Raw genomic sequence first — 26,871 nt, 5'->3', positions numbered from 1 at the left:
TGACGAACCGGATAACCGCGTTACGAACCGGATGAGCGCCCGAAGAACTCGATCTCGGCGATGGAGACCTGCTTGTCGGCGGCGGCTCCGTGGGCGGAGCGCAGGATGAAGCGGACGGCGCTGACCTCGCCGACACGGAAGGACCGGCGCTGACTGCCGGCGCCCTGGTCGAGGGTGAGGTTGCGGGTGGTGGTCCTGCCGTCGGCGGTGGTGATCAGGGCTTCCACACGGTGCGGGAGAGCGGACTTGGAGAGATCGGCCGCCCTGGTGGAGATGCCCGGGGTGATGAGAATGTCCAGCAGGCGAGTGGGCCGCTGGAATTGGGCCTCGATCCACTCGCCGTCGCCGCCCTGGGAGACACCGGGCCCCCACCAGGTGTTGTTGGTCTTGTCGAAGGCCAGCTCCGGGTTGTGGCCGCGGAAGGAGCGGGACGCCTTGACGGAATCCGGGGCGACCGGGGCCCTCTTGGCGAAGTGGTCACGCGCGGCCTGATACGCGTTGTCGGCGTAGAAGGCCCCGGTCACCACCAGCGCGGCCACCAGGCCCCAGACAGCCAAGGTGACGATCCGGCCCAGGCTCCGACGCAGGCGCGGGCGGTCACCGGCCCAGGGGGCCGGCCGGTTGCGGAAGTCCAGCATGCGACGCCACCAGGGCAGGCGCCGGGCCGCCGGGCTCCCCGGACCGCCGGCGAGGGTCATGGCGCAGCGACGGCAGAAGTGGCGGCCGGGCCGGTTGCCGGTGCCGCACCACGGGCACGGGGTGCCGCCCTCCTCGTCCGGCTCCGTGCCGGGTCCCTGGGCCCGGGGGCGGGCCGCGGCGGGGCGGCCGGGCAGGACCGGGGCCACGTCCGGGGTCGTCGTCACCCGCTGGTTCGGGTCGGCGACCGGTATGAGCAGCGCCCTGGCCCGCTCGTCGGCTGCTGCCGGCACGGGTTCGGTCGGGGCGGTCTCCTCGGTGGAGGAGTCGGCCGGCGCGGAGTCGGGGCCGACGGCGCGGACGGGTTCGGTGCGGGCGGCGTCATCCACGCGGGCCGGCTCCTGATCGGACTCGCGATCAGGACCGTGATCAGGCCGGTGATCAGGCTGAGTGGCGGAAGCGGGGGCAGGAGCGTGCGCCGGCTCGCGGTTGTCCCCGCTCGCATCCTCCCGAGCCGTGCCCCGGCTCGCGGTCCGGTCCGGCGTGCGGGTGACGGCCTGGGGCGTCCAGCTGAGGACCGCCCCGCAGCCGTCGCAGAAGGACTGCCCGGGGGCCGGGCGCGTACCGCACTCGGCGCAGGTCTGGGCCCTGCGCTCGCCCTCGCCGGTGTTCGAGGGCTGGGCACCGTCGGAAGAGGCGGAGGTCTGGCTGGTCACCTGTCGGGTGTCCTTTCGGCAGCGGTCACCTGGACCGTGAAGGGCATGTGAGCGGGGCGGGCGGCGGCGACGAGACTCTCCAGCCGGTGCTCGTCGGAGGGGCTCGGGTCGGGCAGCCGTACGGTGACGTGCAGTCGCGGGCGGCGCTCGCCGGGGACCGGGCCGAGCGGCCGGGCGTCCCACGTGGCCGCGCCGCTCTCGGTGATCTCGGGCTCGACGCCGAACGCGAGGCGTAGCGCTTCGGCCAGACCGCGCCGAGTGCCGCGGATGCGGTGCAGATGTACCGCGGCGGCGACCGCCGCGCGGAGCATGGCGGTGTCCTCCGACCGGTCCCGCACATACGGGCGGCCGGAGTACCCAGGTCCGTCCGGCCGGCCGGCTCGATCCGCTCCGACCTCGCGGTCCGAGCGGTCCGCGCCGTCCGAACCTTCGGTCTCCGCGCCGACCCACTCGCCGAGCCAGCGGGTGAAGTCGGCAGGGGCGAGCGACGGCGTGAAGTACGCGTCCAGGCAGTCCAGCACGTTGTGGACCGGAGCCAGCACCTCGTCGAGCCCGGCCACGAACTTCTGCGCCAGGTCGTCGTCGGCAAAGACGGCGGGCAGCATCGGGCCCAGCGGGGCCGAGGAGCCCAGACCGTCCACCGACCCCCTCATGCCGCGTCCCCGATCACGCGGACCCGGTGGTCGAAGGAGAAGACCAGGGCCGGGGCGGCGAGGTCGATCCGCTCCGCGGGGTCGCCGCGCTTGCCCGTCAGCGGGTCGGCGGGGTGGAGCAGCACCTCGTCCACGAGCTCGACACCGGGCACCCGTTGCAGTACCGCGAAGACCTCGCCGGCCTGCACCGGGCGGCCGAAGGGCCAGCCGGTGCCCTGCGCTCCCCCGGTCAGCGGGTCGAGGTGCCGGTAGAGGGCGTCGTGGGCCTGCCGCCGGACCCGGTCGGTGTCGGCGCCGCGGAAGGCGTGCAGGGTCGCGACGACGGTGATGCCCTGGTAATAGGGCGGCCCCACAGCCAGCCGGGTACCGATCAGCCGCCGCTCGTCCAGATAGCGGGTGATCCTCCCCAGCAGCATGTCGCCCGGTACGAGTTGCTCGAAGCGCAGCCGCCCACCCGGGTCCGGCACGGCCTGCGGGACGACCAGGACCCGTACGACATGGGCGCCGTGTTCGTCCGGATCGGCCGCCAGGCAGGTGATGCGCGCGGTCTCGGGCGCGGCACGCCGGGCGAGCTCCTCGTAGTCGCGCAGGGTCACGGCACGGTCCTGGGCGCTCAGGGCGATGGGTGCCCTGGCCTTCGCCTCCTCGACGGTCTCACCGTCGACCCCGCCGCTCGCGGCCTCGCGGTTGGTGACGTCGGAGATGTACGGGACGGAGTCGCGCAGCACCTGGATGGCGCCCCGGGCGACATTGCCCGCCTTGCCGCCTCCCGTGCGGTAGAGGCGGGCGCGGATGACGGCGCCCTTGGGCGGCACGGCTCCGTACTGGCGCAGGGTGCCGTCCGGTTCACGTACGGAGGGACCGAAGGCGATCTCGCCGGTGGCCGCGTCGAGGGTGAGGTGCCGGTCGTCGGGGCCCGAGGCGGCGAAGTGGCCGACGGTGGCCCAGTCGGTCCACCCGTCGCGCTCGGCGACCTGGAGGTGCAGCGGGGGTACGTCACCGACGACGGGCGCGTTGGCGAGCCGCAGCCGCTGGCCGGGCAGCCCGGTGGACTCTCCCAGGGCCTCGCCGCGGACCGTCTCGGCGTGTACGGCGGGGGCGGTGCCGCCGATGGTGAACGCTTCGGCGGACCGGATGGTGGGCGAGGTGGTGTAGAACGGCTGGCCCGGCTCCGGGTCGGTGACTTGGCAGCGCAGCCAGCCCGCCTCGCGCCGCCCGGCGCGGGAGAGGGTGTGGCCGCCGGGGACGTGCAGCACGACCTCGCCGGGGCGGTTGAGGCCGCCGGTGGTGTCCCTGTCGACCTCGCAGGCCGCCCAGCCGTCCGCGGTCCACGCCTCCCACGCCAGGGGCGGCTGCCGGGGGTCCACGCCGACACCGTCCACCTGGCTGTCGAGCGTCAGTGCCACCGCGCAGTGCGGTACGGCCGCGCTGAGCCCGAACAGCATGCGGTCGCCGGGCCGCGGGGACTCCGCGAAGCACAGCACGTCCTTGCCCTCGGTGAGGTCCGACGTACGGTCGGCCGCCTCCTCACCGTCCGACTGGACCACGAAATACGACAACTCGCAGGAAACTACGGTGAGTTCACGCTCGGTGGCGAAGACGACCGCCTCCTCGCTCTCGGTGCGCGCGGTGGCGACCTCGGTCCCGGCGGCCAGCAGGACCGGCTGCTCCTGCGGCGCGGACAGCCAGAACGTGACGTCGGCGCGGGCGGCGGAGGGCGGGAAGAGCGTGATCCCGATGAGGTCGAGGAAGGCGAGATGGTTCTTCTCGGGCACGCGGTTGAGCCGGTACACGACCTGGTCCGCCATGTGCGCGACTGTCTCTACCAGCGTGACGCCCGGGTCGGAGACATTGTGATCGGTCCACTCCGGCGCCCGCTGCTGGATATAGCGCTTGGCGTCGTCCACGAACTGCTGGAAGCGACGGTCGTCGAGGTTCGGGGAGGGCAGTGCCATCAGCGTTCGCTTCCAAGCTGCTCGTCGGGCTCGTCGTGGGAGGGGATGACGTAGAAGGGGAAGACCAGGCTGCGCGGGTTGTTGGTGCCGCGGACCGAGTAACGGACGTCGATGAAGAGCACGCCCTGCTCGTCCCCGGCGCTCACCTCCACGTCGTCCACGTCGATACGCGGCTCCCAGCGGTCGAGGCTGGCGTACACCTCGTGCTGGATGCGGCCCGCGGTGGCCTCGTTGACGGGGGCGAAGACCATGTCGTGGATGGCACAGCCGAATTCGGGGCGCATCGGCCGCTCGCCGGGCGCGGTGGCCAGGACGAGGCGGATGGCTTCCTCGATCTCACGCTCACCGCTGACCAGGGCGATGCCCCCGGTAGGACTGACACGCAGCGGGAACGCCCATCCGGAGCCCACGAATTGCTCTGCCATCAGATCACCGGCTTCCCGTTGGAGGTGAGCAGACCCATCGATGTGATCGAGCCTGCCCGGATGCCGATGTTGACGGCCGCCGTCAGCTGGAGGCTGGGCCCCGCGGACAGCGACACGACGCCGAGGGTCTTCATGTTCAGGGCGCCCGTGGCGTTGATGCTGGCCGCGCCGCCCGCTTTGAGGTTGAGCGCGGAGCCCGCGGTGATGCTGAGGAGCCCGCCGCTCTTGAGCGACAGCTGGCCGCCCGCCGTCAGCGACAGATTCCCGCCCGCCTCGACGGACACCGACCGGGTCCCCGTGATGGTGACGCTGCCCTTGCTGTCCACTGTGATGCTGGTGCGCGTACGGTCCATGTTGATCGTCAGCCGGTTGTCACCCGTGCTGAGCCGCACCCCGCGCTTGAGGCCGGGGCGCTGGTCGAGCAGGTCCACGCGGTTGCCGCTGCGGTCGGACAGGGTGTGCCGGGTGACCTTGCCGCGTGTGCGGTCGTAGAGCGGGACATCGAGGGGGTCGGGCTTGTCCTTGCCGTTGTAGAGGCCACCGATGACGTACGGGTGGTCCAGGGCACCGCGGTCGAACGCCACCAGCACCTCGTCGCCGACGTCCGGGGCGATCACCCCGCCGCCCTTCACCCCGCCGAACTGCACCGTACGGGTCCAGTCACTGACGTACTTGTCGTCGAGCCAGGGGAACCGCAGCTTGACCCTGCCCTGCCTGAGCGGGTCCTTGATGTCGGTGACCAGGGCGTTCGCGACGCTCGGCAGCCTGGGCGAGGTCACCGCGGAGCCGCCCGATGTGAGGCCGTACAGGGAACGCCACTGCCGGCCGCTGACGGTCAGCAGAGTCTCGTAGTGCCTGCCGTCCCCGAAGGTGTGGCGCGCGGCGGTCACGGTGTACTTGCCCTCGAACGGGGCGCCCACATCGGCGAGGGCGACCGGGACACCGGGCCGCAGCTTGGGGTTGCCGCGTACCGTCACCTCCAGCTCGGCGAAAGCCCCGGTCACGTCGTCGGCGAGGGAGTCGGCCGCATGCTTGACCTCGCCCTGCTTGTCGTAGGGGGTGTCGGTCTCCACGAGCGTGGCCATGCCGAAGGAGGAGGCGGCCTTGCCGGGCGTGATGCCGATGGTGAGGCCGGAGTTGGTCTTGGCGGGCGCCTGCGCGGTGAGGGCCCGCTTGGTCGTCACGTCCCATCCGCGCGCCTGGACGTTGGACACCTGGTCGGCGGAGGTGACCGCGGCACGGCAGCGCAGAATGTCGGTGCCCGCCTCCAGGACGAACGGGCTCCTGTCGCCCGGGGTGCTCACCGGGGGCGCGCCGGACGCCGGATCGGGTTTGGCGAACTGGAATTTACCCCTGGAGTCGATGGACATCACCATCTCGTTCTCGTCCGCGAGCCGGGACAGGAAATCCCAGTCGGTGACGTTGGCCTGGGTGATGAACTCGTAGATGCCCTTGGTTCGTTCGACCTTTCCCACCGGGACTTTGCACTTGGCCGCCAGCTTGCGCGCGATGTCGGCGGCGGTCATGTTGCGGTACGCGGCCACCCGGCGCTGTCTGAGCATCCGGTGGCCCCGGTCGTAGCCGCGTACGACGGTGAACGTACCGGTGCCGTCGTAGTCGCTCTCCAGACCGGTGACCTCACCGGTGAACAGCGGGATCTGCGCGCCTTGGCCGTCCGACACGGGTGCCAGGACCACGGGCGCGCCGATCGAAATGTCCGCCTCGCCGAGCACCTTCCGCTTGGGATCGCGGAAGGTGAGCTCGAACGCGCCGGGCACCCCGGCGCCGAGGTCGACCCAGCCCGCGACGAGCAGCTTGGCGACGGTGGGCGTGAGATTCTTGCCGCGGATCTTGACGTCGAAGACGTTGGAGTAGCCGATCAGGGTCATCAGAGGCCGACCTCTTCGACGGCGGGAAGCATGAGCTCACGGCCGGGGGACAACTGCGCCGGGTTGTCGATGCCGTTGGCCTCGGCGATCGTGCGCCAGACGGTGGCATCCCCGTACTCACGCCACGCGAGGAACTGGAGCGAGTCGCCCGCCACGACCCGGTGCACCCGCCGGGCGGTGAGCGCGCCGGAGGTGGGGTTCTGGCCTGCGGTCTTGTTCGGGATCTCGTGCAGGTGCACCTGGCAGGTGGCACGGATGGGCACGCCGGTGGTGCCGAAGAGGGTGTACGAGGCCTCCACGGCGCTGACGTAGGCGGTGAAGCGGGCGGTCGAGAACGCCCCCCACTCGAAAACCACCCACGGGGTCGAGGGCTGCTTCGCCGCGATGCTGGCGGCGGTCACCTCACAGCAGGAGAAGAGCGACTCGACGTTCTTGCGCACTTCATTGCTGTCCGGTCTGTCGGAGCGGTCCAGGAAGACCTCCACCGTCATTTCACGTGGCTCGGGCCCCATGAACTCCGGGACTGCGCCGTCGCGCACGGCCGCGGTGGGTGTGGTCTTCCACTGGGCCCTGCGGCTCAGCGCCAGCTGGGACGGGTTGAAGTCGAACTGGAAGGTGCTGATCAGCGCGCCGGGCTTGGTGCTGTAGCCGATGGGCGGCTGGTGAATGGCGAGCGTGGCCCGTACGAGGCTCTTGCCCGCGCCGCCCTTTCCGCCGCCGCCCTTTCCGCTGCCGCCCCTGCCCGCGCCGCCGCCCTTGGCCGCCATTTACGCCGCCCCCGCGTCGGTGAAGCCGTGGTGCGCGATCTCCAGGACCTCGGTGGCCACGGCCGGGCTGGACGGGTCCAGGGACGGGCCCCGCCAGCTCACGGGAAGAACGTCGATCAGCCCCCACCGGGCGACGATCGAGCCGTCGGCACGCAGGGCGGCGATCTGTGCGGTGGGACGGACCACGCCGCTGGTGACGGAGGAGATCCAGGCCGCGACCTTGGCGGTGTCCGGGGTGAGGGGACGCGTCAGCGTGATGTTGGAGAAGCTGACGCGGGAGGGCAGCTGCCATACGAAGCCGTTGTTGCCGCCCTCCTGGCGCCGCTCGATCTCCACCTGGGAGGAGAGGCCGTCGCAGCCGTTGAAGTTGCCCAGGCTCTCACCGTCGATGGTGAGGTTGAAGAAAATGGTGGAGCCGGGATCCAGGTCCTTGGGCATCGGGTGGCCTTCCTGCTTCCTGCGTTCCTGCGGGTGGTTCGGGGTGGCGTGGGGCGGGGCGGGTCTGTGGTTCGGCGGTCAGCGGCGCGGGTCCCGCAGCTTGCCGATCCGTTCGCGGTCGAGCCGCAGCTCCGTACGGAGCAGCCGGGTCAGCGGGCCGATCAACCGGTGGGTCAGCTCGTCCACCTGACCGTCGGTCAGATGGCGGGCGTCGAACACGGCTCCGGCCGTCCCCGTACCGGATTCGCGCCGGGTGCTGTTCGGCCTGTGGGCGCCGGACGGCGGGTCGCCCGGCGGCGGGCTGCCGGCCGGGGGCGGGCTGCCCCCGGCCGGCGTGTCACCACCGCGGCCGGTGCGCTGGACCGTGACGGGTGCGGGCCGCTGCTCGACCGGGCGGGGAGCGGACGCCCGTGGAGGCGCGGGGGGCGCCGGGAGTCGGGATGCCACGGGCGGGGTCGCGGGCGCCCGCTGCACGGGCAACGCCACGGGTGGCGCGGGCGCCGCGACGGCGAGCTGCACGACCCGACCGGTGCCGGTGCCGGACTCGGTCCCGGTCCCGGTCCCGGTCCCGGTCCCGGACTCGGCCGGGCCGGTGTCGGGGATACGCGCGGGCGGACCGCTCGGTGGACGTACGGCCGCACCAGGAACCAGGGCATGCGCCTGCGCCTGCGCCTCCGCCTGCGAACGCTGGACGACGGGGAACGCCTCCGCCACACCGCTGAACCTTGTGTCGTCGGTGCTGCGTTGCACCGGCGCGACACCTGCCGCGTTCGAACCGGCCCCGGGGGCCTGGACGGGAAGCGACGGTGTTGAATCGGCTCCGAGCTCATACGCACGTGTGGCTACGGGTGCGGGTGCCGTCGGGACCGGTGGGGATCCCGGTGCGGGCGTGGCTCCGGTCGGCGACGCCGCTGCCGATTCCACTGCCGACGCCGACGCCGATGCCGAAGCGACGACGGCTTCGGGGTCTGTTACGGAACGCTGTACCGCCCTGCCGCCGACCGCACCGGCCGTCGTCACGCGGCGCAGCGGAACCGCCTTCGAGCCGCTCGCCGCCGCGGGCGTCAGCGGCACCGCCCGTGCCGCGTCCTGGGGGCGTACGGCGGCGGGAGACCCGGCGACCACGGACGCACCAGGAGCACCGGGAGCACGGACGGCCCGTTGCACCACTTCGGAGCCTTTCCCGCGTGCCGACGGCACAGCGGTTGCCGGACCCACCGGCAAGGGAGCCACGGGCGCGGCGCCGGGCTCCGAGCCTCGCACGGGCGAACCGGCCGCTGCGGAAACGTCATTGGAGACACCGTGAGCGGCGGACAAACGCTGCACAGGCGGCACAGCCTCGGCCGACGCCCCCGAGCCGGACCCGGCAGCCCCCGACATGGGCCGCACCGAACCCACCAGCGGAGCCCCCGGAACCGGACGTGTCCGCCGGACCGGCGGCGCACCCGCCGACGCCTCGATGCCGGCCGACGACCGCTGCACCGGTGGCAGCTCAGCGCCGGAGGCCGCAGGAACGCCCAAGGAGGCGGCACGCGGCGGGTTCACCGGTGCGGGACCCGCAGGACCGGGCCGCGTACCGCTCACCGCGGAACCACCGACCTGCGTCGGCCGTACCGGCTGTGTACCCGGGTCCACAGGCGCAACGGCCCCGTCCACACTCGATGTTGACCGCTGCCCAGACAGTCCTGCGCCCGCCGGACCCGACGCGGACCCGGCAGCCGCGACCGACCGTGCCGAGCCCACCTGCGCAACGACCGGAAGCGCGAGAGCCCTCGCAGGACCATTCACGGAACCCGCCCCCGACGTGGCGGCGCGAGGAAGCCTCTGCACAACAAGGGCACCCGGGCCGGCCGGTGGACCGGTCGCGGAACTGCCTGACGAACCGTGCGTCCCGGAGCCGGCGGCCGTGGCCGACCGCCGTATCGATGGAACTACGCCGCCGGGACCGGCGACGGGATCCGGAGTCACGGCCGTTGGCGTTCGGTCAGCCTCCGTGGAGGTCGCAGGCCGCCGCACCGGAAGGGCATCAGTCGGGCCGCTCGACCTTCCACCGGCAGCGCTCGGCCCGGATGCGCCACCGGCCACCGACGACCGCTGAACCGGCGGAAGGTCAGCGTCCGTACTCCTGGCCGTCACCGGCCGCTCGCCCGGGGCGGAAGCCGGACCTGGCGTCAGCGCCGCGGCGTTCGTGGGACCGCCACCGGTGCCGGGGCCGGACCCCTTCCGCCGAATGTCCGCGCCACCGTCGGTCGCGGTGAGTGGCACCGCATCCGCGGGCGGTGCGGACAAGGGGGCGCCCAGCAGCGACCGGCGGCTCGGAGAGGGCGCTGACGGCCCCGCGGCCGGAGAGGGAGAGGAAGACGAAGAGGCAGCAGAGGATGCCGAGGAAGGACGAGAGGCGGAAGGCATGGACGCGCCCATGGTGGGCCTCGGCGTTTCACCGGCCCTGGTGGGTGTTCCGAGCCCGGCCACCCGGCCCGGCTCACGCGACGCGCGTCGCTGAACGGATGCCGGAGCTACCGGAAGGCCGGAGGAACCGGAAGGACCAGGGGAATCAGAGCGGCCGGACTGCCCGGCCTGCCCGGGCGAAGGAACAGAAGGAGCCGGAGAAACCCGCCCCGGGGTCGTGCCCCGGTCCGCGGCCATGGGACGCGACCGCTGCGAGACGCCCGGACTGCTCGAACTGCGTGGGCTACTCGGGGCACTCGGGGCACTCAGGGCGCCCGAAGTACTCGGAGCACTCGGAGCACTCGGAGCACTCGGAGCACCTGGACTGCTTGAAGCGCGTGACCCACCAGGACCGCCCGACGGTGCCGTACGCGACGCTTCCGGCCGTACCGCTTCCGGCCGTACCGGCGGCTGTGCCGACACCACGGTCGGGAGCACCCGGCGCTGCACCGCGCTCGGAGCGGGGGCACTGGTCAGCGTCGGGGGCGATGAGCCCGATGCGGGCCGTACCGGCACGGCCCGCAGACCCGTCGCACGCTGGACCGAGGGAGTGCCGCCCTCGCCTCCCCCGCCATCGACCACGGCGACCGGCAGGGACAGCGTGGGCTCGCCGAGGCCCCCGGAGACTCCCCGGGCGGCGGGCGCCAGGGCATCCCTGATCAGCCCGGTCGGAGCGCCGTCGAGGACGGCGTGCGAGAGCGTCCCCACGAAGGAGGGGTTCTGCCAGGAGGCCAGCGTGCTCGCGAAGTCGGAGGTCGCGACCACCTGCCGCGCCACGGGTACCGTCGCGCGCTGGATCGTCGGCAGACCGGCCCACCCGCGCCCGGTGCCCGAGGAGGGACCGGCCGAGGAAGAACCGGCAGCCGAAATACCGGCAGCCGAAGCGTCGGCACCGGTACCGGAAGTCTCCGGAGCCGGTACGGCACCGGATGCCGCCGTGCCGTCCCGGTCCTGGCCCCGGCCGCGGAACCTGTCGAGGATGCCCATTACCGCTCCGCCGCCCCACGTGTCACAAGCGTGGCGATCTGCTCCGCGTAGCGCCGCCGTTCCCGGTGTTCGAGGTCCAGGATCTCCTCCAGGCTCCAGTGGAAGTGGTAGGCGATGTACGCGATCTCCTCATGAATCCGGTCGGTCGCGTACATCACGATTCCCCCAGGCGGCTCCCGCCGAGCTCGACCTCGAACGGCTGCGCGCAGTGCGGGCAGGACACCCCGGCACGCGTGTGGCCCTCGGCGTTGACCTGACGGTAGAAGTCCTGAAGAAAGGCGAGGTCGGAGGCGAACATGTTCTCCACGACGCCGTCGTGCATGTGTGCCACGGTGCCCAGCCGGGTGATCACCCGGCCGAGCAGCACCACCGACAGATACGCGGGATTCTCCTGGACCCGCACATCCCGCAGGGGGATCAGCTCGTCCCGGGCGGTCGCCAGGCGCATCACCCCGTCCCGGTGCACGGTGCCCGCGTCGTCCACGTACCCGCGCGGCAGCTCGAACGTGAACTCGGTGCGCAACTGCTGCCGTACCGGCGCCGGTTCCGCCGCTGGTTCCGCCGCCGCGAAGGCGGACGCGGCGGCAGGACCGGTGGCCGTTCCCCGGCGCATTACTCCATGACCATTTCTTCGTAAGTGATGGTCACGGACTCGGTGAGCGCGGAGGCCTCGCCGGCCTTCACCGTGCTGGCCGAGATCTTGCTGCACCAGGCGTTGCGCAGGTGGTAACGCTTCACCGGGTTGTTCTGGTAGTCCATCACCAGGATGCTGGCGTTCTTACGGGCAGATCCCATGTCGCCCTTCACCGAGGCGTTGATCCAGTCGTTGAAGGCGGCGGACTGGGTCATACCCCGCACGACCGTCGCTTCCCCGGCCTTCTTCACGCCGGGCAGCTTCTTGGTGATGGGCTGGCCGTTGGACGAGACCTGCTGGAATTCGATGACGTCCTGGGTCATGTCCAGGCCACTGACCTCCTGGAGGTACTCGACCATGACGCCGTCGATCTGAAGGCCGAAATTATGTGAGGTGAGGGCATCACCGGGCTGCAGACTCATGGGCTGTTCCTTCTGCTGACGCTGTTGCTGGTACCGGTCGCGCATCCGGTCGACGGCCGAGGGCCGCTCAACGGCGGGGCGCTGCTGGGCAGGGGACGAATCTCAGGGCCGGGAGAGCGGTCTATTCCTCCAACTCGCCGCCGCCGCTGGAGAACTGCGCCAGCCGGAAGATCACGAACTCGGCCGGCTTGACGGGGGAGACACCGATCTCGCAGATCACGCGTCCCAGATCCACCGACTCCGGCGGGTTGGTCTCGGCGTCACACTTCACGTAGTACGCGTCCTCCGGCTGGCCGCCGAACAGAGCGCCGCTGCGCCATTCGGTCACCAGGAACGCGGAGATGTTCCGCCGGATCCGGGCCCACAGCGCTTGGTCGTTGGGCTCGAAGACCACCCACTGGGTACCGGTGAGGATCGACTCCTCCAGGTAGTTGAAGTACCTGCGAACGTTGAGGTAGCGCCAAGCCGGGTCGGACGAGAGGGTGCGCGCACCCCAGACCCGGATACCGCGGCCGGGGAAGGAGCGGATGCAGTTGATACCGAGCGGGTTGAGAAGATCCTGCTCACCCCGGGTGATCTGCATCTCCAGGTCCACGGCGCCCCGCACGACCTCGTTGGCGGGGGCCTTGTGCACACCGCGCTCGAAGTCGTTACGTGCCCAGATACCGGCCACGTGGCCGCTGGGCGGAATGATCCGGGTCTGGCCGCCGGCCGGGTCGAAGACCTTGATCCACGGGTAGTACAGCGCCGCGTACTTGGAGTCGTAGTTGGTCGTCTCCTGGCGCCACACCCGGATCTGGCGGGCGTTGAGTCCCGGCGGCGGGTCGATGACCGCCAGGCGGTCGCCCATCAGCTCACAGTGCGCGATCAGACCGAGCTGGACCGCCTTCACGGCATCCAGGTCGATCGCACCGCGCTGGTAGGCGGCCATCAGGTCGGGGACCGCGACCATCGAGATCTCGTCCACCGCCTCGAGCCCGCCGAAGCCGGTACGGTCCGCGGAGTCGCCCAGGTACTCGGCGACGCCGACCTGCCCGGCGTCGCCCTTCGCGGGGAGCGCGGGGGCCGCGGCCGTTCCCGCCCCGGCCGGTGCCGCCAGCGCCACCGTCTGGTTCTCGGGCCGCGCCAACTGTGAGGCGGCGGCGGCCTCCTGAATGGTGATCAGCTTCGAACGTTCCCTGACCTGTGTGACGACGTAGTTCCGGTTGCTCTTCTTCGCCGTCACGTCGAAGGTCTCGACAGCCCTGTCGCCGTCCTTGACCACCAGCCGGAAGCGATCGGCCGGACCTTCGCCCTCCGCGTCGGCGACCTCGACGCTGATCGCGCCGCTCTCGCCCGGCGCGGTGGCCGACACCTTGAACGTGCCGAGCTGCTTCGGCTCACCGGCGGTCAGCGCGGCCGGCCCGCTGCCGCTCGCCACGGCCGTGGTCCCGTCGTCCGGGACTCCCCCCGACACCCCGCCAGGTACTCCGCCCACCCGGACGACGTACGCGGCGGATCCGCCGTTGTTGAAGAAGCCGTACACGGAGTGCGCGAGAAAGTATCCGTCGGTGAACTCGCCGAACGACGCGACGTACTGCGTCCAGTTGGTCACCAACGTCGGTTCGTTGAGCGGCCCTTCGGGAGCCAGGCCGACAAAGGCGGCCACCGAGGTGCCCACACCCTCGATCGGACGCGAGCCGCTGGCCACCTCCTCCACGTACACGCCCGGCGACAGGTACGACGGCATGCTCTGCTCTCCTCGGGGTAATGGACAAGTCGACTTCCACCCTCACGTGCGTGCGGGTCCGGCGAAACGGCCGCCCGTACCTGCTTGGGGGCACAACGCGTGCCCTCGGCGGGCGGCGGCGCGACGCAGGACGGTCCGGATACCGTGCGCGTGCTCAGCACTGCGGGCCGGGCACGGGGCCGGAACGTGAGTAGGAGGCTCCGCACCACCCCGGAGGCAGGCGCCCCGGCCTCGCGGCGCAGCTCGCGTGCGGGGCAGTACCGGGAGTCTTACGGGCAGCAGCCGTGCCCCGCGGCCTCTGACGACGGCTCATCCGGGACAGTAGCGTCCACAAGCCCGGCACGGTGACCGCCGGAGCCGGCCGCCGGCGCCGGTGGAATGACGTCCGGCCGGCCGGAGCCGCGCGACCGGCCCGCCGGTCAGTCCCGGCCGGGGTCACCAGCCGCGGTCCTCCATCACCAGCCGCCCCGCCTTGCGGTATTCACGCTGTGCGCCCGCCACCAGGTCGGCGGTCGAGACGGGACCGCCACGGGCTGCCGCCCCGTACGCGGCGGTGACGACCGCGCTGCGGATGGAGCCGCCGGCCAGCTCGAAGTCCCGGGCGCACGGCTCCGGGTCGATACCGTCGACGCAGGGGACATGGGCGAGGCTGTGCCGCCAGAGGGCGAGCCGCTGGGCGGCGTCGGGGAACGGGAAGTCGACCACCAGATCCAGCCGGCGCGTGAAAGCGTCGTCGATGTTGGCTCGCAGGTTGGTGGTGAGCAGGGCTATGCCGTCGAAGGACTCCAGGCGCTGGAGGAGGTACGCGCTCTCCAGGTTCGCGTGGCGGTCGTTGGAGCTGTTGACCTCGGAACGCTTGCCGAAAACGGCGTCGGCCTCGTCGAAAAGCAGCACGGCGTCCATGCGGTCGGCCTCGGTGAAGATCCGCTCCAGGTTCTTTTCCGTCTCGCCGACATACTTGTCGACGATGGACGGGAGCTGAACGACATAGAGGTCGAGGCCGAGTTCGGCGGCCACCACTTCGGCGGAGAGCGTCTTGCCGGTGCCGGAATCGCCGGCGAAGAGCGCCAGTACGCCCCTGCCGCGCCCGCCGCCCGCACTCAGCCGCCAGTCGCCGAGCACCTGGTCGCGGTGGCGGCAGCGCAGGACCAGTTCGTGCAACTGAGCCAGCGGCTGTTCGGGCAGGACGAGGTCTCTCCAGCCGACGTCGGGCCGGATGCGGCGGGCGTGCTGCTCCAGGCCGGACGTGGACTGCTGGCGGGCGGCGAGCCGCAGATGGGCGGCGGACAGCGCGGCGCCGTCGAACGCAGCGAGGTCCAGCGCCGCACGGGCGGCCCGGCCGATCCCGGTGCCGCCAAGACGATAGGCGGCGACGACCGGCGCCAGGTCGAACCCCGGCTCCACAAGAGATGTACCGAGGGCCGACGTCCAGGCGTCGAGGTCGCCCGAGCGCTGCCTGGGGGCGTCCAGCACGAGCGGGGTGTGTACGCCGTCGCACCACTGCGGGTCGTACGGGCGGGAGCCGGCCAGCAGGACCGTGACATCGTCCACCGCCAGCGCCCGTACCAGCGCCTCCGGCTTCTCCGGCAGTGATGTGACGACGAGCGCGCGGCCGGTCAGCCGCGCCTCGCGGAGCAGTTCGGGGTACGGAGGTTGCTCCCCCGGTGTGAGATGCAGCGCCTCGGTCCCGGACTTGTGCAGGGCCGCGGTGACACAGGCCAGCGCGTCCCCCTCACGGTGCTCGCGGAGGTACGCGGTGAGCGGGCCGGCCGCCAGCCTCTCGGCCAGCTTCGGGATGAGCGGGTCGGAGCCGTGCGCGGTGCCGGTGCCGGTGCCGCTGCCGGGCAGCCGCCGTACGGTGCCGTCGAGCGCAGCGTCCGGGGTGTCGTCGCCCAGCAGATGAGCGACGATCCGGTCGGGAACCCGCAACGAGCGGCTGAGGAAAGGGCGTTCGGGTTCCTCGACGGCGAGCAGGCCCAGGGCCGACAGTGGCGCGGACGGGTGGAACCTGGCCCGCGCCGGAGCCGAGTGCACGGGCACCCCGCACAGATCGAGCGCGAGCCCGGTGGTCGCCCGGCGGCGGCTGATCTCGTCATTGAGGTAGCCGTACAACGGCTCGAAGGTACGGTCGAGTTCGGGTGCCAGCGCGACCAGCAGGATGCGGGCGTCCAGCGCGGTGAGGCGTAGCCGGCCGGCGAGCAGGCGCAGCCGGTCTCCGTCGTCCCCGACCGGCGAACGATCCGGAAAGTCCGGTGCGTCCGGCGAGCGGGGAGCGGCCGACAGCAGACGTCGTACGGACTCGTCGGACAGATACAGCCCGCGCAGCGGATCCGCCGCCGTCGGGTCCGTGGCACCGCGCCGCTCGACCAGCAGCGCCACGGCGTCGCGCAGCAGGGCGAGCCGTTCGAGCAGCGGATCGGCCGTGATCACTCCGGCACCGGTTCGCCGGGGCCGTGGGCGGGAAGCCCCCGGCGGCCGCGGAGCTGACCGGGGCGGTGGTGGCGCTCGGGGCTGCCGTCGAGTGTGCCGTCCATGCCGCGGACACGGACTCCGGCGCCTTCGGTGACCGGTGGTCCGGCGCTGTACTCGGGAGAGACGGGGAAGGGCGCGGTGATGACCACGTCCAGGGAAGGCTTGAGCTCGCCGCCGAGCGCGGACCAGATGTCGGCGAGCGAGCGGGCTTCGGTGTGCAGCCCGGCGACGGTGAGGGGGATGGTGAGCCCGAGTTCGGCGAGCGGGCCGGTCAGTTCCTCGGGGGGCAGGACCTCACGCGGCAGCAGGGTGGCGAGTACGGCGGAGAGCAGCCGGTGTTCGTCCTCAGGGCGCTTGGTCCAGGCGGTGACGAGATAGGACAGCCGGTACCAGCGCGGCGGTTGACGCCGTCTCAGTACGACTCCCCGGTCGTCGCGGACCGCGACCGCACCGCGCTCGCGCCGCGCGACGTCCTCCCGGATGTCGTAGAGGTAGGCGTCGATGGTCGGGGCGTTGCGCCGGGCGGCCCAGTCGCGGGTGGGGGCGTCGAAGGCGACCTCGATACCGGTCCCGGTCAGGGCGCCGCCGGTCAGCAGCCCCTTGAGTACCTCGTCCACCTCGTGGATCACGGTCCCACCTCGTGGATCACGTCGCGCCCTTCACACATACCGGTGGCCGGTGGCCCGTTCGCCGCTCGGCACGGCGCACTGCACGGTCATCGTGGCCCGCGGGGCGCCGCGTCCGGGAGCACGCCCGGGGAACTCTCAGGAGCACGGAACGTGCCTCCAGGGCCCTTGACCCGGGGCCGCGCGGCGTATACGGACCCTCAGATGTAGCCTTCACGGAGGGCATATGCCACCGCATGAGCCCGATTACGGAGTTGCAGTCGGGTGGTCAGTCCGTGCATCACGTTTTTGACGGTGCGTTCGGAGTACGACAGCTTGCTCGCGATCTCCCCGGTGTCCATCCCCTCGGCCACCAGCCGGAGCACATCGACCTCGCGCGGCGCCAGACCGGACGTTGGGGTTCCGGGCAGGTTCGCCGCGCTGCGTTGCATGGTGCCGACCTGGGCGATCAGCCTGCCTATCAGGTCGGAGGGCAGGTCACCGTCACCCCGGGAGGCCGCGAGGACCGCCTGGAGAAGCCGGTGTTCGGTGGCCTCACGCCGCCAGACGATGGCGCCGACCCCGCACTCGATGACCTGGAGCAGTTCCGGCTCGCGGATCGCGCCTGTGACAAGCACCACCCGGGTCCCGTCGGTCCGTGCGAGCCGCCTCAGCCGGGAGAGAGTGGATTCGTCCAGCGCGTCGGCGAGCAGGATCGCCACTGCTCCCGGCCGGCCGGTCATCTCGTCGACGAGCTCGATGCCGGGCTGATGGCGCAGTTGGCTGGTCACTCCGGCGGAGGAAAGCGGGTCCGATGCGTGGATCTCGACCGGGATCCTGGCGCGACTGCGCAAAGCCATGGCCGAACATCCTTACCGTCGGGGGAACGCGTGCAACACGCCGAACAAGGCGTCCCCATCGTCCTGTTGTGACTGTGACGTCCACAATCGTGGCCCACCACGAGACCGACCACGAGATCGCCGGGAGCCTTGGATGACCACACTCCTCGAACGCCAGGCCGCGCTGGACCTGCTGCACACGGAAGCCGCACGTGCCAGGGCCGGATCCGGGCGGCTGGTCCTGTTCCGGGGACCCACGGGGACCGGACGCAGCTCGCTGATGGAAGCCGCCGTCGACCACGGCGCGCAGCACGGCATGCGCGTACTGGGGGCCTACTGCTCGGCCGAGAACTCCGGCGCCCCCTTCGCCTCCGTACGGAAAATGCTCTCCCCGCCCGGCGGCTTCGGATCCGACGACGAAATTCCGCAGGCCTCGCACCACCGCGGTTACGCCGCCCGGCTGTGGCGGCTGCTCTGCTCGTACGCCGCCGACTCACCGCTGCTGCTGACAGTGGACGACGTCCACCTCGCGGACCCCGCCTCCAGGCGCTGGCTCACCGAGGCCGTCCGGCACATGGCGCGATTACCGATATTGCTGGTGGCCACCGAGCGGGGTCAGTACGACATCACCCCACCGTCGCCGGGGTTCGCCCACGGGCTGCCGCCCGCCCGGGTGCGGGTGCACGCGCCGGCTCCCCTGAGCCGGGCGGGTGCCGAGGCGATGGTCCGCGCCACCTTCGGAGCGGACACCGCGGACGCGTGGCTGGACGGCTGTGTCCGGGCCGGCGCGGGCAGTCCGCTGCTGCTGCGTGCCCTGCTGGACGATCTGCGGGCGGTGGTCCCGGACGGCGGCGGGGCCGGATCGGTGTTGCCGGAAAGCTGTGCCGACCTGTATCCGGGGGCCTTCGTGGCCGCGGTCTCCTGGTGGCTGGACAGCGCGGGGAACGAGACCGCGACCGTGGCCCGTGCCCTCGCCGAACTGGAGGACGACGCCGGACCGGCGGACGGTGACGACACGTCGCACGGTCCCGAGAGTCTCCTCTCCGGTGTGACCGGGGCCGGAGCAACCCGGGTCTCCGGCTGGGTCACCGCGATGATCCGGCTGGGCCTGCTGCGCCGCGACCCCGTGCACGGCCGGCCCCGCTTCGCACACCCCCTGCTGCGGGAGGCGGTGCTCGACGGCTGGCCCCAGCCGCGCCGGAACGCCGTGCACCGCGCTGCGGCGGAATTCCGGTGCCGCCGGGGCGACCGTGCCGAGGCGGTGGCCGGGCACCTGCTCCGGATCCCCCGGGTCGGTCTGGCGCGTGCCGCGCGTACCCTCCTGGCCGCCGCGGCCGACGCGACCAGGGCCGGCCGGACAGGCAACGCCGTGGCCTATCTGCGCGGCGCACTCGATGAACCGCTGCCGCGCGAACGCCGGGCCGCGGCGCTCGTCGCGCTCGGCACCCTGGAGTTCACCACCGTACGGTCCGCGGGGATACCCCGGCTGGCCGAGGCGCTGCGCCTCCAGGACGTACCCCGGGAACGGGTGCTGACGGCGGTCACGCTGGGCACCGCGCTGGCCCGCCGGGGTGAGGCGCGGGCCGCGTTCGACGTACTGCGCGATCTCGGCGGCCTGCGGGAAGACCCGGTGCTGGCCCGTACGGTGCAGACCGCGTCCGCGTTGTTGTCCGACCACGACCGGGAGATACGCCGGGAGGTCTACGCCCGGCTGCGCCACACGGCCGAGCAGTCCCCCGCCCTGCTCAGTCCGGCCGTACGGGCCCTGCTGCTGCGGTACGAGGCAACGGCCGGCCTGGTGTCGGCCGAGAGAGCCGTACGGAAACTCCAGATACTCACAGCGGCTCCGGAGGATCCGCTGCTGGTGCCGTACCTGCTGGGTACCGCGGCCGCCGTGGCCCAGTGGGCCGACGCGCTGGACCTCGCCGACCGGCTCGTCAGGGCCGGCCTGGCCGATCACCGTCTCTCGCCGCTGCACCCGATTCACGGCCCCCTGATCAACGTACGCATCGACACCGCCGCCGCCCGCGGTGAGTTCGCGCAGGTGCTGGCGTACGCGTCCGGCCAGGATCTCCCTCCGGACGTCATCGGCCGTGGCCCCAGCAACTTCCAGGCCAACTCCGTGCTGGCGCTCGTCCGGACGGACCGCCTGCCCGAAGCCCACCGGCTCGTCGACAGCGTCAGTGTCAAGGACGCGGAGGACAGCTGGGAGGTGAACCGGTTCCTTTACGCGCGCGGTGTCCTCCGCGCCGCCTCCGGCGACCCGATGGGCGCCCTGGAAGACTTCCTCGAGTGCGGCCGTCGCCAGGTCGGCCGCGACACGGTGAGCCCTGTGGTCACGCCGTGGCGCTCGGCCGCCGCCGAGTGCCAGCTCACGCTCGGCCGAGTGCAGGCGGCCCTCGTCCTCGCAGCGGAGGAGCACCGGCTCGCCTGCGTGTGGGGCACCCCTCGCGTGGTGGGCCGCGCGCTGCGGGTTCTGGGTGAGGCCACTGGGGGCCGGCGCGGCCTGGAACTCACCGGCCAGGCCGTCGACATCCTGCGGGAGACCTCGCTGGACACGGAGCTGGGCGCCGCCCTCGTCTCCCACGGCCGCCAGCTCACCGCCGCCGGGCAACCGCGACAGGCCCGTCCCCTGCTCCGGGAGGCCGCCGCGGCCGCCCACCGCGTCGGTGCCACCCGCCTCCTGACGGTCGCCGAGCAGGCCCTCCGCGGCAGCGGGGCCCGCCGCGGCACCACCCACCTCACCGGCGAAGGCGCACTCACCCGCAGTGAACGCCGTATCGCCGCCCTCGCGGCGGAGGGCCGTACGAACGCCGAGATCTCGGAGCTGCTGCACCTCGCCCGGCGCACCGTGGAAACGCATCTGACCAGTACGTACCGCAAGCTCGGCATACGGCGACGATCGGAACTGCCCAGAGCGCTGAACAGCGACGGTCCCAGGAATCCGGTGGCCGGGGCGTAACGTGCCCCGTGCGGGGCACCCGGTCGGCGGGGCGTCGCCGCCGTGGCTCTGCCGCGCAAAGGTGCCGACCTCCGTGCTTCACGCGTGGTTCGGCCGAATTTGTTGTGTCCTGAACCAATCCCTCGGCCATGTGGCTACGAATCTGTAGTGACATAGGCGCTGAAAACGTCTGATGCACCAAACTGTGTGCACTTCGACAGGTCAGTGAGGGATTCTGGTGCAATCCGCCGATCGCGGACGGGAAGCCGGACAGCAATGGAGAAGCGCCGACCTGGACCAGCTGATGGTCCGGGCAGCTCAAGGGGACCAGGAGGCGTTTACCGGGGTCTATGACGAGGCTGTCGGCCCGGTCACCGGTCTGGTGCGCCGGGTCCTGCGGGATCCGGCGCAGTCGGAGGAGGTGGTCCAGGACGTGCTGGTCGAAGTGTGGCGCACGGCCGGACGGTTCAGACCCGACCGAGGCAGTGCGATGACGTGGATCATGACCTTGGCGCACCGCCGGGCTGTGGACCGGGTGCGCGCCTCGCAGGCGAGCATGGACCGTGAGCACAAGGCGGCGCTGCTCGACCGGGGCACGCCCTTCGACGAGGTGACCGAGCAGGTGGAGACCCGCGTGGAGTGGCAGCAGGTCCGCCGCTGCGTGCGGACCCTCACCGACATCCAGCGGGAGGCCGTCACCCTCGCCTACTACGGAGGGCTCACCTACAAGGAAGTTGCCGAGTCGCTGTCCCTGCCGCTCGGGACGGTCAAGACCCGATTGAGGGACGGCCTGATCCGGCTCCGCGACTGCCTGGGAGTGACCTCATGATCGCCGCCGACCTGCACACCTTGTCCGGCGCATACGTGCTGCACGCCCTTCCCGGGGATGAGCGCCGGGCTTTCGAGCAGCATCAGGCGGTCTGCGAAGCCTGCCGCCAGGAGGTGGCCGAACTTGAGGCCACGGCCGCGCGGCTGGGACGGGCGGTGGCGGTCACTCCGCCCGATGCCCTGCGGGAGAGGGTCCTTCGCCGCGTGGCCACCACCCGCCAGGAGTTCCACCCGCCGGCGGGCGACGGAGCCCGTCCCCGGGTGAGGCGGCTGCCCCGCCTGGTGCTCGCGGCCTCGGTGGCGGCCGCGGTGGCATTCGGCGGTGTTGCCGTGTGGCAGCACCAGGAAGCGGCGGACGCCCGCGCGTCAGTCCAAAAGGCCCAGGAACGGGAGGCCGGTGTCGCTGACGTGCTCACGGCTCCCGACGCCCGGCTGCGGAGGCAGAGACTGCCCGACGGCGGCGTCGCCACCGTCGCTGTCTCCCGTAGTCAGGACGCGGCCGCGCTCGTCGTCTCCGGTCTGCCGCAGCTGCCCGCGGACAAGGTGTACGAGGCGTGGTTGACCGGAAGTGGGAACCCGGTGCCGGCGGGACTGCTCAGCGGGGAGGCCGGCCGGCAACTGGCCCTGCTCGAGGGGCCGGTGGCCGAGGCCAAGGCCGTGGCATTCACCGTCGAGCCCGCCGGGGGCTCTCCACAGCCCACCACTGTCCCGCTCGGCTCGGTCGGCCTCCCGGCCTGAGGCGGGTGCGCCGGCCCTTGGGCCCCGGCCTGAGGCGGGTACGCCGGCCGGGTCGGGTCGCGGCCGTGCCCCGCAGTGGGGCTGTCCACGGGTGCCCCGGTGGGCCGAGGCGTGCCGGCTGAACTGCCGCGTGGCCCCGGACTGCCGGGGCCACGCGGCAAGACCTGACGTTGCCGCGCCTCGAGGGCTACTTGGGCATGAGGACAGTGTCGACGATGTAGACCGTGGCGTTGGCAGTGGGAACGTTGCCGCAGATCACGTTCGAGGCGCCGTTGACAACAGCACCGGCGAACGACGGAAGCCCGTCCGCCGGTCCGGCCGAGTCCAGGACGGCTGACTGCCGCGGCCGCGCCCACCACGCCGAAGACCATGACGCCGGCCGAGCCGGTACGCCTGAAGCGCAGCGCGATCAGTCCGAGGACGAGCGCGAAGGCCGCGAGGGTGACCAGAATCCCAGCTGGAGAAGGAGAACCTCCCCCTCGACCGACGCGGATCAGTAGACGTCACGGACGTACCGCTTGTCGGCGGCGAGCTGCTTGACGTACAGCGCGGCTCCGTCCTGGTCGAGGTCGCCGTAGGTGACGGTGATGTCGCGCAGCGCCTGGTCGACGTCCTTGGCCATCCGCGCGGCATCGCCGCAGACGTAGACGTGTGCGCCGTCCTGGAGCCAGGACCAGAGCTGGGGACCGTGTTCCCGCATCCGGTCCTGGACGTAGACCTTGGCGCGCTGGTCGCGCGAGAAGGCGGTGTCGAGGCGGCTGAGGGTGCCGTCGGCGAGGAAGCCGGTGAGCTCGTCCTCGTAGTAGAAGTCCGTGGCGCGGTGCTGTTCGCCGAAGAAGAGCCAGTTGGGGGCTCGGTGGCCACGGGCTCGGCGTTCCTCGAGGAAGCCGATGAAGGGAGCCACTCCGGTCCCGGGGCCGACCATCACCATCGGTGTGTCGGGGTCCGCCGGGGGCCGGAAGTGCGGGGAGCGCTGGACGAAGACCGGTACCGGGGTGTCAGCCGCGGCGTCGGCGAGGAACGGCGAGCACACGCCCTTGCGGGGGCGGCCGTTCAGGTTCTCGTACCGGACGACGGAGACCGTCAGTGACACTTGGTGGGGGTCGGTGAGCGGGCTGGACGATATCGAGTACAGGCGGGGCTGCAGGCGCTTGAGGACACCGGTCCACTCCTGCGGTGTGGCACGGACGGGGTGCTCGGTGATGACGTCGACGGCCTGGCGGCCCCAGGACCACCGGGCGAGTTCGCCCTTGTTGTCGGGGCGCAGCAGCTTCTTCATGTCGCGGTCGCCGGCGCGCTCGGTGATGAAGCCCAGCAGGGCGGGGGTGAGCTTGGTGATGTCCAGGTGCCGGCTCAAGGCGTCGGTCAGGGGGATCTCGCCGATGCCGGCGACGTCGACAGCGGCGGCAGGGTCAAGACCGGTGACGGCCAGCCATTCGGTCACGAGATCGGGGCAGTTGACGGGGTGCACGCCGAGAGCGTCACCGGCATCGTAGGCGAGCGGAGTCCCGCTTTCCCGAGTGTCGAAGGTGAACCGGCGGACCTCCTTGCCCGCGCCGGGGAGGCTGAGGAGCCGGTTGCAGGCCAGCCGGGCAGCGGCGGGGGCCGGCTTGGCGCTGCGGACGGGTGCGGCAGCCGGGGCAGAGGCCGGGCCGGTCGCCGGCTGTTCGGTGAGGTTGGTGAGGACCTGGTCGAGCCATGCGTGGGCAGAGGGCTCATAGTCGGGCTCGCAGTCGGTGCGCGGGGCAAGGCGTACGGCCCCGAGCTCGTCCAGCCGCTGGTCCAGGCGGCGTCCGTGGCCGCAGAAGTCGTCGTACGAGGAGTCTCCGAAGGCCAGGATCGCGTACCGCCTGCCGTCCATGCGCGGTGTGTCGGCAGCTGTCAGGGCGTCCCAGAACCCGGATCCGTTGTCGGGTGCGTCGCCGTCACCGAAGGTGCTGGTGATCAACAGCAGGTCGGCGGCGGGCGGCAGGGACCTGGGGTCCGTGTCGTCCATGCCGATGAGCGCAGCACGGTGTCCGGTTGCGGTGAGTCGGTCGGCGGTGGCCGCTGCGAACTCCTCGGCATTGCCCGTCTGCGAGGCCCACAGGACGACCACCTCACGGCCCTGAGAAGTGGCTTGCGTCGTCGTCGATTCCTCTGCGGTCTGCGGGGCGCGCGAGTACATGCCGGCGAGCACACCGTTCACCCACCGTGCGTGCTCCTCGCTGAACGGCGCACCGGCCGGCAGCACGGGAATGCCGGGCGCGCCTGATTCCAGTCCGGCCAGGAAGCCGACCAGGTACTGACGTTCGTGCTCGGCGAGCACGGGTGGTGGCGTGCTCTCCAGCCCGAAGACCGAGGCCGCGCCGGGCCGGACGGCGGTCGGCACGATCACCGTCGGCTCCGCGGTAGGGATGTTGGGGGGCGCCGGAGTCACGGCTGCCGGTGCGGCGACCTTCGCCAGTGTCACCGCGCACACCTTGAACTCGGGCTGGAAGGAGATCGGGTCGACGGCGTCGCTGGTCACCGCATTGACACTCAGGTACTCCCCGAACAGGTCGTTCCAGTGGAACGGTGCGAAGCAGCACCCCGGCCGCACCCGGTCCGTCACCACGGCCGGCAGTACGGCACGGCCGCGCCGGGACGCGATCTCCACCGGGTCGCCCTCCACGATCCCCAGCCGTTCGGCGTCCCCGGGGTGGAGCTCGACGAACGGCGTCGGGTTGAGCTTGTTGAGTTTGGCGACCTTTCCGGTCTTGGTGAGGGTGTGCCATTGATGCTGGAGCCGACCGGTATTGAGGACGAACGGGTAGTCGTCGTCAGGCATTTCGGCAGCAGGAATGTGCGGACGGGCGAAGAAGACCGCGCGGCCGCTCGCCGTCGGGAACACGGGACCGCCGTCCTCGGCCAGGTAGCGGATCGGGTTGCGGTCCGGGCCCTCGGCGGCCGCGGCGGGCCACTGCACGGATGTGGTGCGCAGCCGTTCGTAGGTCACGCCCCGCAGGTCGTAGCCGGTCTTCGGGTTCGCGGCGCGCTTGATCTCCTCGAAGATCTCCTCGGCACTGTCGTAGGAGAAGGCCTGCTCGTAGCCCATTTCGCAGGCGATGCGCGCGATGATCCGCCAGTCCGCCATCGCCTCCCCCGGCGGGTCGACGGCCGGCTGGGCGAGGGTGAGGTTGCGTTCGCTGTTGATCAGTACGCCCTCGGTCTCGGTCCACAGGGCGCCGGGGAGGACGACGTCGGCGTAGGCGTTGGTCTCGGTGTCGGCGAACACGTCCTGAGTGATGACGAGTTCGGCCCGTTCCAGCCCTTCGATGACGGTCCTGCGGTTGGCGACCGAGGCGACGGGATTGGTGCAGATGATCCAGCAGGCTCTGATGTCCCCGTCGGCCATTCGCTGGAACATTTCGACGGTGCCCTTGCCGGATCCGTCCTTGCGTACGGTGCCGGGCCCGATGTCCCACAGCTCCTCGACGAAGGCGCGGTCCTCGTCCACCAGCACCGACCGCTGTCCGGGCAGTCCGGGGCCCATGTAGCCCATCTCGCGGCCGCCCATGGCGTTGGGCTGGCCGGTGAGTGAGAACGGGCCGCTGCCCGGGCGGCATATCGCGCCGGTCGCCAGGTGCAGATTGATCAGGGCGTTGGTGTTCCAGGTGCCGTGGGTGGACTGGTTGAGCCCCATGGTCCAGCAGCTCATCCACTCCCCGGCTTCGCCGATCCACTCCGCCGCCGTGCGGATGTCGGCCTCCGGGATGCCGGTGATCTCGGCGACGGTCGCAGGCGGGTAGTCGGCCAGGAATTCAGGCATCGCCTCCCAGCCCTCGGTGCGCTCCGCGATGAACCCGGCGTCCGTGTGACCGTTCTCGTACAGGAGGTGCAGCAGACCATTGAGCAGAGCCAGGTCGGTCCCGGGCCTGATCTGCAGGAAGAGACCGGCCTTGTCCGCGGTGGCACTGCGCCGCGGGTCGACGACGATCAGTTTCGCGCCCGCTTTCACCCGCTCCATCAGCCGCAGGAACAGGATCGGATGGCAGTCGGCCATATTGGAGCCGATGACGAAGAAGACGTCCGCCTTCTCGAAGTCCTGGTAGGAGCCGGGCGGACCGTCGGCACCGAGGGAGAGCTTGTAGCCGGTGCCGGCGCTCGCCATGCACAGCCGGGAGTTGGACTCGATCTGGTTGGTGTGGATGAAGCCCTTGGCCAGCTTGTTCGCCAGGTACTGAGCCTCCAGGCTCATCTGCCCGGACACATAGAACGCGAACGCGTCGGGCCCGTGCTCGTCGATGACGGTCCGTAGTCGCCGTGCCGTGCTGGTGATCGCCTCGTCCACACCGGCGGGTACGGGCTCGGCCCCGCGCTCGGTGCGCACGAGTGCGGTGGTCAGCCGGCCGGGGGCAGCGAGCATGTCGGCCGTTGTAGCGCCCTTGGTACACAGCCGGCCGAAGTTGGCCGGGTGTGCCTTGTCGCCCGATGCCTTGAGCACCTTGCGGCGGCCGTCGGGGCCGGACGCGATGCCGAGGACCATCCCGCAGCCCACACCGCAGTACGAGCAGACCGTCCGCACCTGGGAGGCGCCCGTCGACGAGTCCTGTGGGGGCACCGTAGGGCCTTTCCGTTGACCGAAGCGTGCCCCGACGGTACGAAACGCCCATTACGCTGGTGTGACCCCGGCCGATCATGGGCGGTAACGCTCGTCACACACCCGCTGGACCGGCATTGTGAGGGTCGAACGGAATCACGCAGATGCCAGGTCAACACTCCCTCGGC

The 26,871-nt window shown here is 71.6% G+C and carries 19 protein-coding genes and 1 pseudogene; 3 read left to right on the top strand and 17 right to left on the bottom strand.

Annotated features, from left to right (window positions below; translation table 11 throughout):
* Positions 1-20 precede the first annotated feature (20 nt).
* From ACWDZ6_RS14735 to ACWDZ6_RS14665, 15 genes are all read right to left on the bottom strand, one after another.
* Entirely contained in the window at positions 21-1,352 is a 1,332-nt protein-coding gene (locus tag ACWDZ6_RS14735; RefSeq protein WP_451503133.1) for an NADase-type glycan-binding domain-containing protein, read from the bottom strand.
* Positions 1,349-2,005: a phage tail protein gene (locus ACWDZ6_RS14730; protein ID WP_451503132.1), complete on the bottom strand. Its 657-nt coding sequence runs from the start codon at positions 2,003-2,005 to the stop codon at positions 1,349-1,351. The genes ACWDZ6_RS14735 and ACWDZ6_RS14730 overlap by 4 nt, the downstream gene beginning before the upstream one ends.
* On the bottom strand, positions 2,002-3,960 hold the full coding sequence (locus ACWDZ6_RS14725) for a putative baseplate assembly protein (protein WP_451503131.1): 1,959 nt from the start codon (positions 3,958-3,960) through the stop codon (positions 2,002-2,004). Before ACWDZ6_RS14725 ends, ACWDZ6_RS14730 begins: the two co-directional genes overlap by 4 nt.
* A complete protein-coding gene (locus ACWDZ6_RS14720) occupies positions 3,960-4,385 on the bottom strand; it encodes a GPW/gp25 family protein (protein ID WP_351447009.1) in 426 nt (141 codons plus the stop codon). Before ACWDZ6_RS14720 ends, ACWDZ6_RS14725 begins: the two co-directional genes overlap by 1 nt.
* On the bottom strand, positions 4,385-6,274 hold the full coding sequence (locus ACWDZ6_RS14715) for a VgrG-related protein (RefSeq protein ID WP_451503130.1): 1,890 nt from the start codon (positions 6,272-6,274) through the stop codon (positions 4,385-4,387). The genes ACWDZ6_RS14720 and ACWDZ6_RS14715 overlap by 1 nt, the downstream gene beginning before the upstream one ends.
* Complete coding sequence (locus ACWDZ6_RS14710) at positions 6,274-7,041, bottom strand: CIS tube protein (protein ID WP_451503129.1); 768 nt, start codon at positions 7,039-7,041, stop codon at positions 6,274-6,276. The genes ACWDZ6_RS14715 and ACWDZ6_RS14710 overlap by 1 nt, the downstream gene beginning before the upstream one ends.
* Positions 7,042-7,479 (bottom strand): phage tail protein, encoded by a 438-nt coding sequence (locus ACWDZ6_RS14705; RefSeq protein WP_366730379.1) that lies wholly within the window; start codon positions 7,477-7,479, stop codon positions 7,042-7,044.
* Between the two features lie 78 nt (positions 7,480-7,557).
* The gene (locus ACWDZ6_RS14700) at positions 7,558-8,229 is read right to left on the bottom strand and encodes a hypothetical protein (RefSeq protein ID WP_451503128.1); all 672 of its coding nucleotides are present in this window, start codon (positions 8,227-8,229) and stop codon (positions 7,558-7,560) included.
* A gap of 2,684 nt (positions 8,230-10,913) precedes the next feature.
* Positions 10,914-11,072 carry a DUF6760 family protein gene (locus ACWDZ6_RS14695; RefSeq protein WP_326653192.1) on the bottom strand — a complete coding sequence of 53 codons (159 nt, stop codon included), beginning with the start codon at positions 11,070-11,072 and terminating at the stop codon, positions 10,914-10,916.
* Positions 11,069-11,527, bottom strand: a complete 459-nt coding sequence (locus ACWDZ6_RS14690) for a hypothetical protein (RefSeq protein WP_451503127.1) — start codon at positions 11,525-11,527, stop codon at positions 11,069-11,071. Before ACWDZ6_RS14690 ends, ACWDZ6_RS14695 begins: the two co-directional genes overlap by 4 nt.
* Positions 11,527-11,970 carry a phage tail protein gene (locus tag ACWDZ6_RS14685; protein ID WP_326653189.1) on the bottom strand — a complete coding sequence of 148 codons (444 nt, stop codon included), beginning with the start codon at positions 11,968-11,970 and terminating at the stop codon, positions 11,527-11,529. The genes ACWDZ6_RS14690 and ACWDZ6_RS14685 overlap by 1 nt, the downstream gene beginning before the upstream one ends.
* Positions 11,971-12,091: 121 nt before the next feature.
* The gene (locus tag ACWDZ6_RS14680; RefSeq protein ID WP_451503126.1) at positions 12,092-13,699 is read right to left on the bottom strand and encodes a phage tail sheath family protein; all 1,608 of its coding nucleotides are present in this window, start codon (positions 13,697-13,699) and stop codon (positions 12,092-12,094) included.
* Positions 13,700-14,134: 435 nt separating this feature from the next.
* Positions 14,135-16,129 carry an ATP-binding protein gene (locus ACWDZ6_RS14675; RefSeq protein ID WP_451503125.1) on the bottom strand — a complete coding sequence of 665 codons (1,995 nt, stop codon included), beginning with the start codon at positions 16,127-16,129 and terminating at the stop codon, positions 14,135-14,137.
* Complete coding sequence (locus ACWDZ6_RS14670) at positions 16,126-16,800, bottom strand: DUF4255 domain-containing protein (protein ID WP_451503124.1); 675 nt, start codon at positions 16,798-16,800, stop codon at positions 16,126-16,128. Before ACWDZ6_RS14670 ends, ACWDZ6_RS14675 begins: the two co-directional genes overlap by 4 nt.
* 197 nt (positions 16,801-16,997) lie before the next feature.
* On the bottom strand, positions 16,998-17,636 hold the full coding sequence (locus ACWDZ6_RS14665) for a helix-turn-helix transcriptional regulator (RefSeq protein ID WP_366730372.1): 639 nt from the start codon (positions 17,634-17,636) through the stop codon (positions 16,998-17,000).
* 133 nt (positions 17,637-17,769) lie between these two features.
* Between ACWDZ6_RS14665 and ACWDZ6_RS14660 the strand changes: the two genes are divergently transcribed.
* The 3 genes from ACWDZ6_RS14660 to ACWDZ6_RS14650 all read left to right on the top strand — a co-directional run bounded on the left by ACWDZ6_RS14660 (position 17,770) and on the right by ACWDZ6_RS14650 (position 22,122).
* Entirely contained in the window at positions 17,770-20,577 is a 2,808-nt protein-coding gene (locus ACWDZ6_RS14660) for a LuxR C-terminal-related transcriptional regulator (protein WP_451503123.1), read from the top strand.
* 217 nt (positions 20,578-20,794) lie between these two features.
* A complete protein-coding gene (locus tag ACWDZ6_RS14655; protein ID WP_451503122.1) occupies positions 20,795-21,385 on the top strand; it encodes a sigma-70 family RNA polymerase sigma factor in 591 nt (196 codons plus the stop codon).
* The gene (locus ACWDZ6_RS14650) at positions 21,382-22,122 is read left to right on the top strand and encodes an anti-sigma factor (protein ID WP_451503121.1); all 741 of its coding nucleotides are present in this window, start codon (positions 21,382-21,384) and stop codon (positions 22,120-22,122) included. The genes ACWDZ6_RS14655 and ACWDZ6_RS14650 overlap by 4 nt, the downstream gene beginning before the upstream one ends.
* A gap of 187 nt (positions 22,123-22,309) precedes the next feature.
* On the opposite strand, the pseudogene ACWDZ6_RS14645 reads toward ACWDZ6_RS14650, so the two are convergent.
* Both ACWDZ6_RS14645 and ACWDZ6_RS14640 read right to left on the bottom strand, forming a co-directional pair.
* A pseudogene (locus tag ACWDZ6_RS14645) lies at positions 22,310-22,399 on the bottom strand (fasciclin domain-containing protein); the annotation flags it as partial.
* 216 nt (positions 22,400-22,615) lie between these two features.
* Positions 22,616-26,629, bottom strand: a complete 4,014-nt coding sequence (locus ACWDZ6_RS14640; RefSeq protein ID WP_451503147.1) for a molybdopterin-dependent oxidoreductase — start codon at positions 26,627-26,629, stop codon at positions 22,616-22,618.
* Between the last annotated feature and the right edge of the window lie 242 nt (positions 26,630-26,871).

The organism is Streptomyces sp. NPDC002926, from assembly GCF_053591755.1.
This window is presented reverse-complemented; position numbering and strand designations above follow the sequence as displayed.